Source organism: Halomarina salina, assembly GCF_023074835.1.
Lineage (GTDB): Archaea > Halobacteriota > Halobacteria > Halobacteriales > Haloarculaceae > Halomarina > Halomarina salina.
Genome location: NZ_JALLGW010000001.1, coordinates 2,579,875 through 2,591,914, shown reverse-complemented (window position 1 = coordinate 2,591,914; position 12,040 = coordinate 2,579,875). Strand labels below are relative to the sequence as shown.

Genomic DNA, 12,040 nt, shown 5'->3' with positions numbered 1-12,040 from the left:
CTCAGCGATCGAGGCCACCGCGCTCCTTCACCTGGAGCATGTACCGAACCGCCCGGTAGATCTCCTCGGGCGACGTCTCCTCGTCAGTGTCGTACAGGTCGCTGACCCGATACAGAATCGCGGACAACTGCTTGCTCTCCGAACTCTCTCCACGCACGTCGTCAGCGACGTCCCGTAGCAATGCAGCCCGCTCGGTATCCTCCGCCACCGTCATCTGGTCGCCTGCTGGTGTTCGCGGCGGCGAACGACGCCGACGTTGTCCGCGACGTTCTCGACCATCTCGCGGAACGCGTCGCCGGTCGCGCTCTCTTCGTCGAGGACGACCGGTTCGCCGGTGTCGCCACCTTCGCGAACTCGTGGATCGAGCGGGAGTTCGCCGAGGAACGGCATGTCCACCTCGTCGGCGAACCGGCGGCCGCCCCCCTCCCCGAAGATGGCGTGTTCGGAGCCACAGTCGGGACAGTGGAACGACGACATGTTCTCGACGACGCCGAGGACTGGCGTGTCGTGCTTGCCGAACATCCGGAGCGCCTTGCGCGCGTCGTCGAGTGCGACCTCTTGAGGGGTCGTGACGATGACCGACCCGGCGAGCGGGAGCGACTGGAGGAGGGTCAGTTGCGTGTCGCCGGTGCCTGGCGGGAGGTCCACGACGAGGTAGTCGAGGTGGCCCCACTCGACGTCCTCCCAGAGCTGCGTGAGAATCTGGTGGACCATCGGACCGCGCCAGATGACGGGGTCGTCCTCGCCGACGAGGAAGGCCATACTCATCAGCTTCATACCGAACTTCTCGGGCGGGACGATGGTGTCGTCGGGCGTCGCTTCCGGGTGCTGTTCGGAGTCGACCATCCGGGGGACGTTCGGGCCGTAGATGTCCGCGTCGAACAGCCCGACGCTGGCACCCATGTCGGCGAGCCCGGCGGCGAGGTTGACCGAGACGGTGGATTTCCCGACGCCACCCTTCCCGGAGGCGACGGCGACGATGTTCGTGACGTCTGGTAGCACCTGCTCCTCGGGAGCGAGGTCCTCGTTGGACTCGACCTGTGCCGTGAGCGAGAGTTCCCGGTCGGCGTCGGCGAGTGCTTCGCGGACGGCCCCGGCGATGGCCGTCTCCGCGGGCGAGTACGGAGCACCGAGCGCGAGCGAGATGTAAATGGTCCGGTCGTCGACGGTGACGTCGTTGACGAGGCCGAGCGAGACGATGTCGTCGCCGAGTCGCGAGTCCTCGACCGTGCGTAACCGATCGAGAATCTCCTCCTTGTCCATGCGGGCGATACGTCGCGTTTGGCCGATAAGGGTTGTGAACGCCCGGGCAGTAGCCACGAGTGCCGGGCGATGTATCCGGTCGGGAACAACGTCCGGTGGTTTACTTCCCGGGCGCGGGGTAACCACAGAGGGTTACGTAGTGGTCGGGTTCGGGCACGAGTTTATCCCGCCGCGCGGGAACCGTCTGGTATGTTGTCGGACGAGTTCGGTCGCGAGGTCTCCGGCGTCCGCATCTCGCTCACCGACCGGTGTAACTTCGACTGTGTCTACTGTCACAACGAGGGACTGGGGGATACGCGGGGGCCGATGGACCCACAGGACGACGAGATGAGCGCCGACGACGTGGTCCGTTTCCTCGAAGTCGTCGAGGAGTTCGGCGTCGAGAAGGCGAAGTTCACGGGGGGTGAGCCGATGCTCCGGCAGGATCTCGAGGAGATCATCGAGCGCACGCCGGACTCGATGGAGACGTCGCTCACGACGAACGGGACGTTCCTGCCCGGGCGGGCGGAGGCGCTGGTCGACGCCGGCCTCGACCGGGTGAACGTCTCGCAGGACGCGCTCGACCCCCAGGAGTTCCGGGAACTGACGAAGAGCGGCGGGTACGACGACGTCATCGAGGGCGTGCAGGCCGCCGTCGACGCGGGCCTCACGCCGGTGAAGCTCAACATGGTCGTGTTCGAGGCGACCGCGGGGTACGTCCCGGAGATGGTCGAGCACGTCGCGGAGAACGACGGGCTCCAGCTACAGCTCATCGAGTACATGCCCGAACTCGCCGGGCGACCGGAGTGGGCCGTCGACATCGAGCGCGTCCACGGCTGGCTCGAAGAGCAGGCCGACCGCGTCGAACAGCGCGAGATGCACGGTCGCCAGCGGTACTGGATAGACGGAGGGATGGTCGAGGTGGTCGACCCGGTCGGCAACGAGTCGTTCTGCGCGAACTGCCACCGCGTGCGCGTGACCCACCAGGGCTACCTGAAGGGCTGTCTCAACCGGAACGACGACCTGCGCACGATGGGCGAGATGACGAAGGAGGAGATCCGCGAGGCGTACCGCGAGGTCGTCGCCAACCGCGTCCCGTACTACGGGGAGTACATGGTCCGGGACGAGGACGACGAGTGGGTGGTCAACGAGAAGTACCTCGGGATGCCCGCGGACGCCGACTGAGTGGACGTTCTTCCGACCCCGCCCAGAAGACCCGACTGTTCCTGACGCTCCCGTTCTGCCAGCGAGGCCCGGCGTGTCGCGCTCTCGCATGGGTCTGGTGATTCGGTGTGTTTAAGTGTCGCGACTGGGTTTGGTCGTACGCAATCAGTGTAGGGAGGTCGGCTCCCGAGTGCCGGACCGCGAGTCCGAAGCGAAGATACGAAACGCGAGTCGTGGTAGCCAAGCGGCCTAAGGCGCAGGGTTGCTAACTCTGTGGCGTCAAGCCTCCGGGGTTCGAATCCCCGCCACGACGTCCGAACCCACCAACACATGAGTCAGGAACAACCCGAGGGCGAAGAGGACGACGACATTCGTTACTTCGTCCGAATCGGACAGACGGACCTCGACGGGACGAAGACCGTCGAGCGTTCGCTCAGCGAGATGAACGGCATCGGGCGACGGAGCGCCCGCATCATCTGCGAGCGCGCAGAGGTCGACCGGACGGCGACGTTCGGCCGTCTCGACGACGACGTCATCGAGAGCGTCGTCGAGGCCGTCGAACAGCACGCCGAGGACATCCCGGAGTGGCTCGCCAACCACCAGAAGGGCTACTTCACGGGCGAGACCACCCACGAGGTCGGCAACGAACTCGAGATGACCCGTCGACAGGACATCAACCGCATGAAGATGGTCAGCTCCTACAAGGGCGTCCGTCACCAGCGCGGCCAGAAGGTCCGCGGGCAGCGCACGAAGTCCACCGGCCGCTCGGAGGGTACCATCGGCGTGAACGTCGAGGCCATCAAAGAGGAGGCAGCTGAGGACGAATGACGCTCGGACAGAACACCAAGCTCTACGAGACGCCGAACCACCCGTATCAGGGCGAGCGCATCTCCGAGGAAGGCGGCCTCACGGGTCGCTACGGCCTGAAGAACAAGGAGGAACTCTGGAAGGCGCAGTCCGAACTGCGCGACTACCGCCGCGAGGCACGTCGCCTCCTCGGCGAGTCGCAGGGTGACGCCGAGGCCGCCGCCGAGGCCGGTCAGGAGTTCCTGGCCAGCCTGCAGCGCAAGGGCATCCTCGGGGACGCGGACAGCCTCGACGACATTCTGTCGCTCGAAGTGACCGACGTGCTCGAACGCCGCCTCCAGACCATCGCGTACCGGAAGGGCCTGGCGAGCACGCCGACCCAGGCGCGCCAGTTCATCACGCACGGCCACGTCGTCGTCGGTGACTCGCGCGTCCGCGTTCCGTCGTACACCGTGACGACGAGCGAGGAGGACACCATCGCGTTCGACGAGAACAGCCCGCTTGCGGACGACCTGCACCCCGCCCGAGCGGAGGGCCAAGAATGAGTCAACAGGAACCCGAGGGCCGCTGGGCCATCGCACACGTCCACGCATCGTTCAACAACACCATCATCACCATCACGGACGAGACGGGCGCGGAGACGCTCGCGAAATCGTCGGGTGGGACGGTCGTCAAGCAGAACCGCGACGAGGCGTCGCCGTACGCGGCCATGCAGATGGCCGAGACGGTCGCCGAGGACATCCTCGCGCAGGGCATCGAGGGCGTCCACGTCCGCGTTCGCGGCCCCGGTGGCAACCTGCAGAAGAACCCCGGTCCCGGCGCGCAGGCGACCATCCGGGCGCTCGCTCGTGCGGGCCTCGAGATCGGTCGCATCGAGGACGTCACGCCGATCCCGCACGACGGGACCCGACCACCGAAGAACAGCGGGTTCTGAGCCATGAGTGAGTTCGACGTGGAGTTCATCGACCGCTCCGAGGACGACCGGGACGCCCGGTTCGTCGTGCGTGGGGTGACCCCGGCGTTCGCCAACGGTATCCGGCGAGCGATGGTCGCGGACGTCCCCACGCTCTCTATCGACGAGCTACGCGTCATCGAGAACTCGTCGGTGATGTTCGACGAGATGATCGGGCTTCGACTCGGTCTCGTCCCGCTGACGACGCCGCCCGGCGAGTTCGAGGAGGGCGAGACCGTCACCCTCGCACTCGACGTGCAGGGGCCGGCGACGGCCTACTCGGGCGACCTCGTCTCCAGCGACGGCCTCGTGCAACCGGCCGACGAGAACGTCCCCATCATCGACCTAAAGGAGAACCAGCGGCTCGAACTGGAGGCCGAGGCCGTGCTCGACCGCGGGAAGACCCACGCCAAACACCAGGGCGGGGTCGCGGTCGGCTACCGGCACCTCCAGACCGTCGAGGTCGTCGGTGACCTCGGCGAGTTCGAGGACGAGGAGACGCAGATCATCCGCGGCGTCATCGAGGAGGACGGCGAGCTGATTCCGACCGAGGAGTTCGGCAACGACCTCCAGAACCGTTACCCCGGTAAGGAAGTGCGCGTCGAGGACGTGCCGAACGCCTTCGTCTTCGACGTGGAGACCGACGGCTCGATGAGCGTCGACGACCTCGTGCTCGAAGCCGTCGACTCGCTGTACGCTCGCGCAGACGAACTCGAAGAAGCGGTCCAGTTGTAACGATGTCCCGAACCCCCAATCCCCCGGTGATGACGCAGGCCCCGCAGAGCCGACGGACCGAAAGGGGTTTTACGGGAACCACCGAGATACGAATGCGAGCAGGGATAGCCAAGTCTGGCCAACGGCGCGGCGTTCAGGGCGCCGTCCTTCAGGGGTCCGCAGGTTCAAATCCTGCTCCCTGCACTTCTTCAGTAATTCAGATCAATGAGTAAGACGAACCCGAGACTCCAGAGTCTCATCGCCGACTGTAAGGCCGCCGCACGGAGCGGTGCCGCGGTGTGGGGCGACGTCGCCGACCGGCTCGAAGCGCCACGGCGAACGCACGCGGAGGTCAACCTCGGGCGTATCGAACGGTACGCCCAGGAAGAAGAGACCGTCATCGTCCCCGGAAAGGTCCTCGGCAGTGGTGCGCTCCGCAAGGACGTCACCGTCGCTGCCGTCGACTTCTCCGGGACGGCCCGCACGAAGATCAGTCAGGTCGGTGAGGCCATCGACCTCGAACAGGCACTCGAACAGAACCCGGAAGGCAGCGACGTCAGGGTGATTCGATGAGCGTCGCCGAGTTCGACGCAGACCTCGTCGTCGACGCACGCGACTGCATCCTCGGTCGCGTCGCCAGCGAGGTGTCCCAGCGCGCGATGGACGGCGAGCGCGTCGCCGTCGTCAACGCCGAACACGCCATCGTCACCGGCGACGAAGACGACGTGCTGGCGAAGTACCGCAAGCGCGTCGAGGTCGGTTCGGACCGCGGGCCGTACTACCCGAAGCGACCCGACCGCCTCTTCAAGCGCGCCATCCGCGGCATGGTCCCGTACAAGACCCCGCGCGGGCGCGAGGCGTTCGAGAACGTCCGGACGTACGTGGGCAACCCGTACGAGGGCGACGAGAACCGCGAGGCGGAGATCCTCGACGGCACCTCGCTCGACCGTCTGTCGAACATCAAATTCGTCACGCTGGGCGAGATCAGCGAACAGATCGGGGCGAACGTTACATGGTAACCAACACGAGCGGCAAGAAGAAGACCGCGATCGCCCGGGCGACGGTCCGAGAGGGCCAGGGCCGGGTGCGCATCAACGCACAGCCAGTCGAGTTGACCGAGCCGGAGATGGCGCAGTTGAAGATGCTCGAACCGTTCCGCATCGCGGACGAGGAGCTCCGGGACGGCGTCGACGTCGAGGTCGACGTCTCCGGCGGCGGCGTGATGGGGCAGGCCGACGCGGCCCGCACCGCCATCGCCCGTGGACTCGTCGAGTTCACCAACGACGCCGAACTGCGGGACGCGTACATGACGTTCGACCGCTCGCTGCTGGTCAACGACGTCCGACAGACCGAGTCCAAGAAGTGGGGTGGACCGGGTGCTCGTGCGCGTTACCAGAAGTCCTACCGCTGAGGTGATCCACTCATGATGATCCCAGTCCGGTGTTTCACGTGCGGCAAAGTCGTGGGTGAACACTGGGAGGAGTTCACGCGACGGACCGAAGAGGAAGCAGAGAATCCCGCCGAGGTCCTCGACGACCTGGGCGTCGACCGGCCGTGTTGCCGTCGGATGCTCGTCTCCCACAAGGACCTCGTGGACATCGTCGCCCCCTACCAGTGATGGCCCAACAAGAACACAACCGGTACGAGAAGGCTCGCATCATCGGCGCGCGAGCGCTGCAGGTGTCCTACGGCGCACCCGTGCTCGTCGAGTCCGAGCAGAGCGAACCGATTCTGGTCGCCGCCGAGGAGTACGACGCGGGCGCACTGCCGTTCACGGTCATCCGGGGGCAGCAGTGACGCTCATCACCGAGGTGCGACTCCGTCGCATCCTGGACTCGCGGGGTAACCCGACGGTCGAGGCCGACGTCACCACCGAGAGCGGTGGGTTCGGCCGGGCGGCCGCTCCGTCCGGAGCGTCGACCGGCGAGTACGAGGCCATCGAACTGCCGGCCGAGGAGGCCATCGCGAACGCCCGCGAACTCGCCGTCCCTCGACTGGAGGGGCAGGTGTACGCGGGCGACCAGCGGTCGGTCGACTTCGTCCTGCGCGAGGCCGACGGCACCGACGACTTCTCGGAGATCGGTGCGAACAGCGCCGTCGCCATCTCGATGGCGGCCGCGAAGGCCGCCGCCGACATGCTCGGCGCGCCGCTGTACCAGCACCTCGGTGGTGCCTTCCGGGGCGACGAGTTCCCGACGCCGCTGGGCAACGTCATCGGCGGTGGCGAACACGCCGCCGACGCGACCGACATCCAGGAGTTCCTGGCCGCGCCGGTCGGCGCACCGAGCGTCGCCGACGCGGTGTTCGCCAACGCGGCCGTCCACGGTGCCGCTCGCGACGTCCTCGCCGACCGTGGCGAGGCCGCCGCGAAGGGCGACGAGGGCGCGTGGGCACCCTCCATCGACGACGCGGAGGCGTTCGACGTGATGGAGGAGGCCGTCTCGCGGGTCGAGGAGGAGGTCGGCTTCGAGATCCGGTTCGGCCTGGACGTGGCCGCCGCCGAGATGTTCGAGGACGGGTCGTACGTCTACTCGGACACCGAGCGCTCGCCCGACGAGCAGGTCGAGTACGTGGCGGACCTGGTCGACGAGTACGACCTCGCCTACGTCGAGGACCCGCTCGACGAGGACGACTACGAGGGGTTCGCCGCGCTCACCGAGCGGGTGGGCGAGAACTGCCTCGTCTGTGGCGACGACCTGTTCGTCACGAACGTCGAGCGTCTCGAGACGGGCATCGAGGAGGGTGCGGCCAACAGCATCCTCGTCAAGCCGAACCAGATCGGGACGCTGTCGGACGCGTTCGACGCCATCGAACTGGCGCGCGACAACGGGTACGACGCGGTCGTCTCCCACCGGAGCGGCGAGACGGAGGACACGACCATCGCACACCTCGCCGTGGCGACGGCCGCCCCGTTCATCAAGACGGGCGCGGTCGGCGGCGAGCGAACAGCGAAGCTGAACGAACTCATCAGAATCGAGGAAAACGCATGAGCGATAACGAAGAAGGACTCGAAGAGGTCGACGCGGCCGAGGAGTCCGATGAAGACGTAACGCCCGCCGCCGAAGAGGCGGCCGAAGCAGACGCACCCGAGGTAGCCCCCGACGACGCCGCGGAGGTCGAGGAGCCAGAGGAGGATGCCGAACCGGTGCTCGACGAGGACGTCATGCCCGACGACGAGGCCGACCTCCTCATCCCGGTCGAGGACTACCTCGCCGCCGGGGCGCACATCGGGACCCAGCAGAAGACGAAGGACATGGAGCGGTTCATCCACCGCGTCCGGACCGACGGGCTGTACGTGCTGGACGTCTCCCAGACCGACGACCGCATCCGCACGGCGGCGCGGTTCCTCTCGAACTACAACCCCGAGCAGATCCTGGTCGCCTCCTCGCGCCAGTACGGTCGGTTCCCGGCCGAGAAGTTCGCGGACGCCGTCGGCGCTCGCGCCCGCACGGGCCGGTTCATCCCCGGCACGCTGACGAACCCGAAGTACGACGGCTACATCGAACCGGACGTCGTGGTCGTCACCGACCCCATCGGCGACGCGCAGGCGGTCAAGGAGGCCATCACGGTCGGCATCCCCGTCGTCGCGATGTGTGACTCCAACAACTCCACGTCGAACGTGGACCTCGTCGTCCCGACGAACAACAAGGGTCGCAAGGCCCTGTCGGTCGTCTACTGGCTGCTGGCCAACGAGACGCTCGACAACCGCGGTGCCGAACCCTCCTACGCGCTGGAGGACTTCGAGACCGAGATATAACCGCGTTTTCGCGGACGCGTCGCGGTCGGCGGTGACGTGCTGGTGTTACTGTTTCTCTCGCTCCGCCAGCGGCAGCTCCGCGAGGCGCTCGTACAGCAGCTCTTCGGGTCGGCTGTCGTGCCACCGCGCACCGTCGGCCGGCGTGCCCGACGCGGTCCCCTCGAACACGACGAACGGCTGTGGTACCGGGTCGCGGTCGGTCCAGTCCCGGTGGAAGCGGACGTGGACGTGACGGACGTCGGTGAGGTCGGCGACGAGTCCGGTCTGCTCTCGAACCGCGCGCCGCGCGGCGTCGATTGGGTCGTCGTCGGGCAGGCGAGTCGTTCCGGGTTCGCGCCAGCCCGCGTCGCTCTCGACGAGGAGGACGCGGTCCGCCTCGTCCCGGAGCCACGCCCCGGCACCGCCACAGCCGTCGAACGCGTCCGCCCGTTCGAGGAGGCGGTCGTACTCGTCCGGGGCGACCTCGTGGGCCTCGCCGACGACCTCGACCGACCCGTACTCCGCAGCGAGCGTGGCCAGCGTCCTGTCGAGGTGACGACTGGCCGCGAGAACAGACATGGACTCCCCTCAGCCCGCCAGTCGTATAGGGGTTTGCCGACGGTCCTGTCGCTCCGGACGTACCGCTCCGACGGCCGGCCAGTTCCCAGTGGACGGTGTCCGACTCGGGGGGTCCCGACCGGCCGCCCCCAGCTTCGTCCCGTCGGTGACCGCGTTCGGACACGCTTAACCGCCCGCTCCGGCAGGGAGGAAGTATGACCGTTTCGAGCGCGCCGGGGAAGGTGTACCTCTTCGGCGAACACGCCGTCGTCTACGGCGAACCGGCGGTCCCCTGCGCAATCGAGCGACGCGCACGGGTGACCGTCGAGGCCCGCGACGACGACCGCCTCCGGGTGGAGGCCAAGGACCTGACCCTCGACGGGTTCACCGTCGAGTACAGCGGCGAGGGCGGCGATACGCCCGACGTGAACGTTCCGACGTCGCTCGTGGAGGCGGCGATGGGCTACGTCGATGGAGCCGTCGAGCAGGCCCGCGACGTCGCCGACGAACCGGAGGCGGGCTTCGACATGACCGTCGAGAGCGACATCCCGCTGGGTGCGGGACTGGGCTCGTCGGCGGCCGTCGTCGTCGCGGCCATCGACGCCGCGACGCGGGAACTCGGCGTCGAACTCACCCAGGAGGCGGTCGCCGACCGCGCCTATCGGGTCGAACACGAGGTGCAGGACGGCGAGGCGTCGCGAGCGGACACCTTCTGCTCGGCGATGGGCGGCGCGGTCCGCGTCGAGGGCGACGACTGCCGTCGAATCGACGACGTACCGAACCTCCCCTTCGTCGTCGGCTACGACGGCGGCGCGGGCGACACGGGCGAACTCGTCGCCGGGGTGCGAGCGCTCCGCGAGGAGTTCGACTTCGCCGCGGACACCATCGGGGCCATCGGCGACGTGGTCCGCGAGGGCGAGGAGGCGCTGGCCGACGACGACGTGAGTGCGGTCGGGAAGCTGATGAACTTCGACCACGGCCTGCTGTCGGCGCTCGGCGTCTCCTCGCGGTCGCTGGACGCGATGGTGTGGGCCGCCCGAGAGGCGGGCGCACGCGGCGCGAAACTCACCGGCGCTGGCGGCGGCGGCTGTATCGTCGCCCTCGACGAGACGGAGGCGACGAGGACGGCGCTGAACTACACGCCCGGTTGCGAGGCGGCGTTCCGCGCCGAACTGGACCGCGAAGGGGTGCGTGTGGAGTGATCATCGTCAAACTCGGCGGGAGCGTCATCACCGACAAGGACGCGCCGGAGACGGTCGACGGGGAATCCCTCCAGCACGCCGCGCGGGCGCTGGCGGCCGTCGACGAGGACCTCGTCGTGGTCCACGGCGGCGGGTCGTTCGGCCACCACTTCGCGAACGAGTTCGGCGTCTCGCGGACCGTCGGCACCGAGGACTACGAGGAGGTGGTCGCCGTCCACGACGCGATGAGTCGCCTCAACAGCGCCGTGCTGGACGCGTTCCACGACGAGGACGTGCCCGCGGTGCCGGTCCACCCGTTCTCGGCGGGCTTCCGCAACGCCGTCGCGGACCTCGTCCTCCCGACCGGACAGGTCCGGACGCTCCTCCGGGAGGGGTTCGTCCCCGTCCTCCACGGCGACGTCGTGGGTCACGAGGGGAAAGGGGCGACAATCCTCTCGGGCGACGAACTGGTCGTCGAACTCGCCGACCACCTCGACGCCGAGCGCGTGGGTCTCTGTTCTGCGGTGCCGGGCGTCTACGACGACGACGGCGAGGTAATCGAGTACATCGACTCCTTCGCCGACGTGGCGACCGCCCTCGGCGAGAGCGAGTCGACGGACGTCACCGGCGGGATGGCCGCGAAGGTCGAGGAGCTGCTCTCGCTCGACGTCCCCGCGACCATCTTCGACCTCGACGGGCTGGACTCGTTCGTCGCCGAGGAGCGCGTCGGGACCCGTATCGGGGACTGAGGTCGGACACTCTGAGACGAGGGGGGCCACGACGTCACACCTCGACACGCAGAGTTAAGCGGCCCCGTCACACGTGTGCCACCATGCACCACGACCCTCCGGGTGGTCCACGATGAGCGACTGGCCACGGACGCCACCGAGCACCGACATCTTCCGCGAGGACCTGTTCGACGGCGAGCGCGTGCTGATAACCGGCGGCGGGACCGGCATCGGCCGAGAACTCGCGCTCGCGTTCGCGGACCACGGAGCGGACGTGGCCGTCGCCTCGCGGTCGATGGACCACCTCGAACCGGTCGCCGAGGCGGTCGAAGCCCGCGGGCGTCGCGCCTGTGCGACGACCGTCGACGTCCGCGAGTACGAACAGGTCGAGTCGATGCGCGACACCGTCGTCGACGAGTTGGGTGGTATCGACGTGCTCGTGAACAACGCGGGCGCGAACTTCCTCAGCCCCACTGAGTCGCTCTCGCCGAACGGGTGGCGGGCCGTCGTCGGGACCATCCTCGACGGGACGGCCTACTGCACGCTCTCGGTGGGGGAGCACATGATGGAGAACGACGGCGGCGTCGTGCTGTCGATGGGGGCGACCAACAGCGTCGGCGGCGCGCCGTACCATGCTCACTCCGGTGCGGGGAAGGCGGGCGTCCACAACCTGATGCAGACCGTCGCCAACGAGTGGGCCGACCACGGCATCCGGGCGAACACCGTCGCGCCGGGCATCGTCGAGACCGAAGGCGTCGCGGAGGCGGCGGGTGGCGAACTCCCCGCCTCGATGCTGGAGACCATCCCCGTCGACCGGTTCGGCGACGCGGCCGACTGCGTCCCGCTCACGCTGTTCCTCGCCAGTCCCGCCGCGGCGTACGTGACCGGCGGGTACTTCGTCGTCGACGGTGGCCACGCGCTCCCGACGGTGCCGTACTGAGCGGGCCCTGAACCCTCG

General features: G+C 68.0%; 18 protein-coding genes and 2 tRNA genes. 17 read left to right on the top strand and 3 right to left on the bottom strand.

Features of this window, described 5'->3' with window-relative positions:
* Window position 1: 1 nt before the first annotated feature.
* Both MX571_RS13355 and MX571_RS13350 read right to left on the bottom strand, forming a co-directional pair.
* Window positions 2-214, bottom strand: coding sequence for a DUF7976 family protein (locus tag MX571_RS13355; RefSeq protein ID WP_247417538.1), 213 nt, complete (start codon window positions 212-214; stop codon window positions 2-4).
* On the bottom strand, window positions 211-1,263 hold the full coding sequence (locus tag MX571_RS13350; protein ID WP_247417536.1) for an Mrp/NBP35 family ATP-binding protein: 1,053 nt from the start codon (window positions 1,261-1,263) through the stop codon (window positions 211-213). The genes MX571_RS13355 and MX571_RS13350 overlap by 4 nt, the downstream gene beginning before the upstream one ends.
* A 189-nt stretch (window positions 1,264-1,452) precedes the next feature.
* Here MX571_RS13350 and moaA point away from each other — a divergent pair, with 189 nt between their 5' ends.
* The 14 genes from moaA (at window position 1,453) to rpsB (ending at window position 8,636) form a co-directional block, all read left to right on the top strand.
* Window positions 1,453-2,427, top strand: a complete 975-nt coding sequence (gene moaA, locus MX571_RS13345) for a GTP 3',8-cyclase MoaA (RefSeq protein WP_247417534.1) — start codon at window positions 1,453-1,455, stop codon at window positions 2,425-2,427.
* 209 nt (window positions 2,428-2,636) lie between these two features.
* Window positions 2,637-2,719 (top strand) — tRNA-Ser (locus MX571_RS13340).
* Between the two features lie 17 nt (window positions 2,720-2,736).
* Window positions 2,737-3,234: a 30S ribosomal protein S13 gene (locus MX571_RS13335; RefSeq protein WP_247417532.1), complete on the top strand. Its 498-nt coding sequence runs from the start codon at window positions 2,737-2,739 to the stop codon at window positions 3,232-3,234.
* The gene (locus tag MX571_RS13330; protein ID WP_247417530.1) at window positions 3,231-3,758 is read left to right on the top strand and encodes a 30S ribosomal protein S4; all 528 of its coding nucleotides are present in this window, start codon (window positions 3,231-3,233) and stop codon (window positions 3,756-3,758) included. The genes MX571_RS13335 and MX571_RS13330 overlap by 4 nt, the downstream gene beginning before the upstream one ends.
* A complete protein-coding gene (locus MX571_RS13325) occupies window positions 3,755-4,147 on the top strand; it encodes a 30S ribosomal protein S11 (protein ID WP_158203702.1) in 393 nt (130 codons plus the stop codon). Before MX571_RS13330 ends, MX571_RS13325 begins: the two co-directional genes overlap by 4 nt.
* A gap of 3 nt (window positions 4,148-4,150) precedes the next feature.
* Window positions 4,151-4,900: a DNA-directed RNA polymerase subunit D gene (locus tag MX571_RS13320; protein WP_247417528.1), complete on the top strand. Its 750-nt coding sequence runs from the start codon at window positions 4,151-4,153 to the stop codon at window positions 4,898-4,900.
* A 98-nt stretch (window positions 4,901-4,998) separates the two neighbouring features.
* Window positions 4,999-5,083 (top strand) — tRNA-Leu (locus MX571_RS13315).
* Between the two features lie 21 nt (window positions 5,084-5,104).
* Entirely contained in the window at window positions 5,105-5,452 is a 348-nt protein-coding gene (locus MX571_RS13310; RefSeq protein ID WP_247417526.1) for a 50S ribosomal protein L18e, read from the top strand.
* A complete protein-coding gene (locus MX571_RS13305; protein WP_247417524.1) occupies window positions 5,449-5,898 on the top strand; it encodes a 50S ribosomal protein L13 in 450 nt (149 codons plus the stop codon). Before MX571_RS13310 ends, MX571_RS13305 begins: the two co-directional genes overlap by 4 nt.
* Window positions 5,892-6,290: a 30S ribosomal protein S9 gene (locus MX571_RS13300; RefSeq protein WP_247417523.1), complete on the top strand. Its 399-nt coding sequence runs from the start codon at window positions 5,892-5,894 to the stop codon at window positions 6,288-6,290. Before MX571_RS13305 ends, MX571_RS13300 begins: the two co-directional genes overlap by 7 nt.
* Window positions 6,291-6,302: 12 nt before the next feature.
* A complete protein-coding gene (locus MX571_RS13295; RefSeq protein WP_247417521.1) occupies window positions 6,303-6,497 on the top strand; it encodes a DNA-directed RNA polymerase subunit N in 195 nt (64 codons plus the stop codon).
* Window positions 6,497-6,676, top strand: coding sequence for a DNA-directed RNA polymerase subunit K (locus tag MX571_RS13290; RefSeq protein WP_247417519.1), 180 nt, complete (start codon window positions 6,497-6,499; stop codon window positions 6,674-6,676). Before MX571_RS13295 ends, MX571_RS13290 begins: the two co-directional genes overlap by 1 nt.
* The gene (gene eno / locus MX571_RS13285; RefSeq protein WP_247417517.1) at window positions 6,673-7,869 is read left to right on the top strand and encodes a phosphopyruvate hydratase; all 1,197 of its coding nucleotides are present in this window, start codon (window positions 6,673-6,675) and stop codon (window positions 7,867-7,869) included. Before MX571_RS13290 ends, eno begins: the two co-directional genes overlap by 4 nt.
* A complete protein-coding gene (gene rpsB, locus MX571_RS13280; RefSeq protein WP_247417515.1) occupies window positions 7,866-8,636 on the top strand; it encodes a 30S ribosomal protein S2 in 771 nt (256 codons plus the stop codon). Before eno ends, rpsB begins: the two co-directional genes overlap by 4 nt.
* Before the next feature lie 45 nt (window positions 8,637-8,681).
* Here the strand turns inward: rpsB and MX571_RS13275 are convergent, their stop codons facing one another.
* The gene (locus MX571_RS13275) at window positions 8,682-9,194 is read right to left on the bottom strand and encodes an NUDIX hydrolase (RefSeq protein ID WP_247417512.1); all 513 of its coding nucleotides are present in this window, start codon (window positions 9,192-9,194) and stop codon (window positions 8,682-8,684) included.
* Between the two features lie 194 nt (window positions 9,195-9,388).
* Between MX571_RS13275 and mvk the strand changes: the two genes are divergently transcribed.
* From mvk to MX571_RS13260, 3 genes are all read left to right on the top strand, one after another.
* Entirely contained in the window at window positions 9,389-10,375 is a 987-nt protein-coding gene (mvk, locus tag MX571_RS13270) for a mevalonate kinase (RefSeq protein WP_247417509.1), read from the top strand.
* The gene (locus MX571_RS13265) at window positions 10,372-11,103 is read left to right on the top strand and encodes an isopentenyl phosphate kinase (RefSeq protein WP_247417506.1); all 732 of its coding nucleotides are present in this window, start codon (window positions 10,372-10,374) and stop codon (window positions 11,101-11,103) included. Before mvk ends, MX571_RS13265 begins: the two co-directional genes overlap by 4 nt.
* A 112-nt stretch (window positions 11,104-11,215) precedes the next feature.
* A complete protein-coding gene (locus MX571_RS13260; protein WP_247417504.1) occupies window positions 11,216-12,022 on the top strand; it encodes an SDR family oxidoreductase in 807 nt (268 codons plus the stop codon).
* The last annotated feature ends 18 nt before the right edge of the window (window positions 12,023-12,040 follow it).

Coding starts and splice junctions, on each gene's coding strand:
- MX571_RS13355 (WP_247417538.1), bottom strand. CDS start 214: ATGACGGTGGCGGAGGATACCGAGCGGGCTGCATTGCTACGGGACGTC.
- MX571_RS13350 (WP_247417536.1), bottom strand. CDS start 1,263: ATGGACAAGGAGGAGATTCTCGATCGGTTACGCACGGTCGAGGACTCG.
- moaA (WP_247417534.1), top strand. CDS start 1,453: ATGTTGTCGGACGAGTTCGGTCGCGAGGTCTCCGGCGTCCGCATCTCG.
- MX571_RS13335 (WP_247417532.1), top strand. CDS start 2,737: ATGAGTCAGGAACAACCCGAGGGCGAAGAGGACGACGACATTCGTTAC.
- MX571_RS13330 (WP_247417530.1), top strand. CDS start 3,231: ATGACGCTCGGACAGAACACCAAGCTCTACGAGACGCCGAACCACCCG.
- MX571_RS13325 (WP_158203702.1), top strand. CDS start 3,755: ATGAGTCAACAGGAACCCGAGGGCCGCTGGGCCATCGCACACGTCCAC.
- MX571_RS13320 (WP_247417528.1), top strand. CDS start 4,151: ATGAGTGAGTTCGACGTGGAGTTCATCGACCGCTCCGAGGACGACCGG.
- MX571_RS13310 (WP_247417526.1), top strand. CDS start 5,105: ATGAGTAAGACGAACCCGAGACTCCAGAGTCTCATCGCCGACTGTAAG.
- MX571_RS13305 (WP_247417524.1), top strand. CDS start 5,449: ATGAGCGTCGCCGAGTTCGACGCAGACCTCGTCGTCGACGCACGCGAC.
- MX571_RS13300 (WP_247417523.1), top strand. CDS start 5,892: ATGGTAACCAACACGAGCGGCAAGAAGAAGACCGCGATCGCCCGGGCG.
- MX571_RS13295 (WP_247417521.1), top strand. CDS start 6,303: ATGATGATCCCAGTCCGGTGTTTCACGTGCGGCAAAGTCGTGGGTGAA.
- MX571_RS13290 (WP_247417519.1), top strand. CDS start 6,497: ATGGCCCAACAAGAACACAACCGGTACGAGAAGGCTCGCATCATCGGC.
- rpsB (WP_247417515.1), top strand. CDS start 7,866: ATGAGCGATAACGAAGAAGGACTCGAAGAGGTCGACGCGGCCGAGGAG.
- MX571_RS13275 (WP_247417512.1), bottom strand. CDS start 9,194: ATGTCTGTTCTCGCGGCCAGTCGTCACCTCGACAGGACGCTGGCCACG.
- mvk (WP_247417509.1), top strand. CDS start 9,389: ATGACCGTTTCGAGCGCGCCGGGGAAGGTGTACCTCTTCGGCGAACAC.
- MX571_RS13260 (WP_247417504.1), top strand. CDS start 11,216: ATGAGCGACTGGCCACGGACGCCACCGAGCACCGACATCTTCCGCGAG.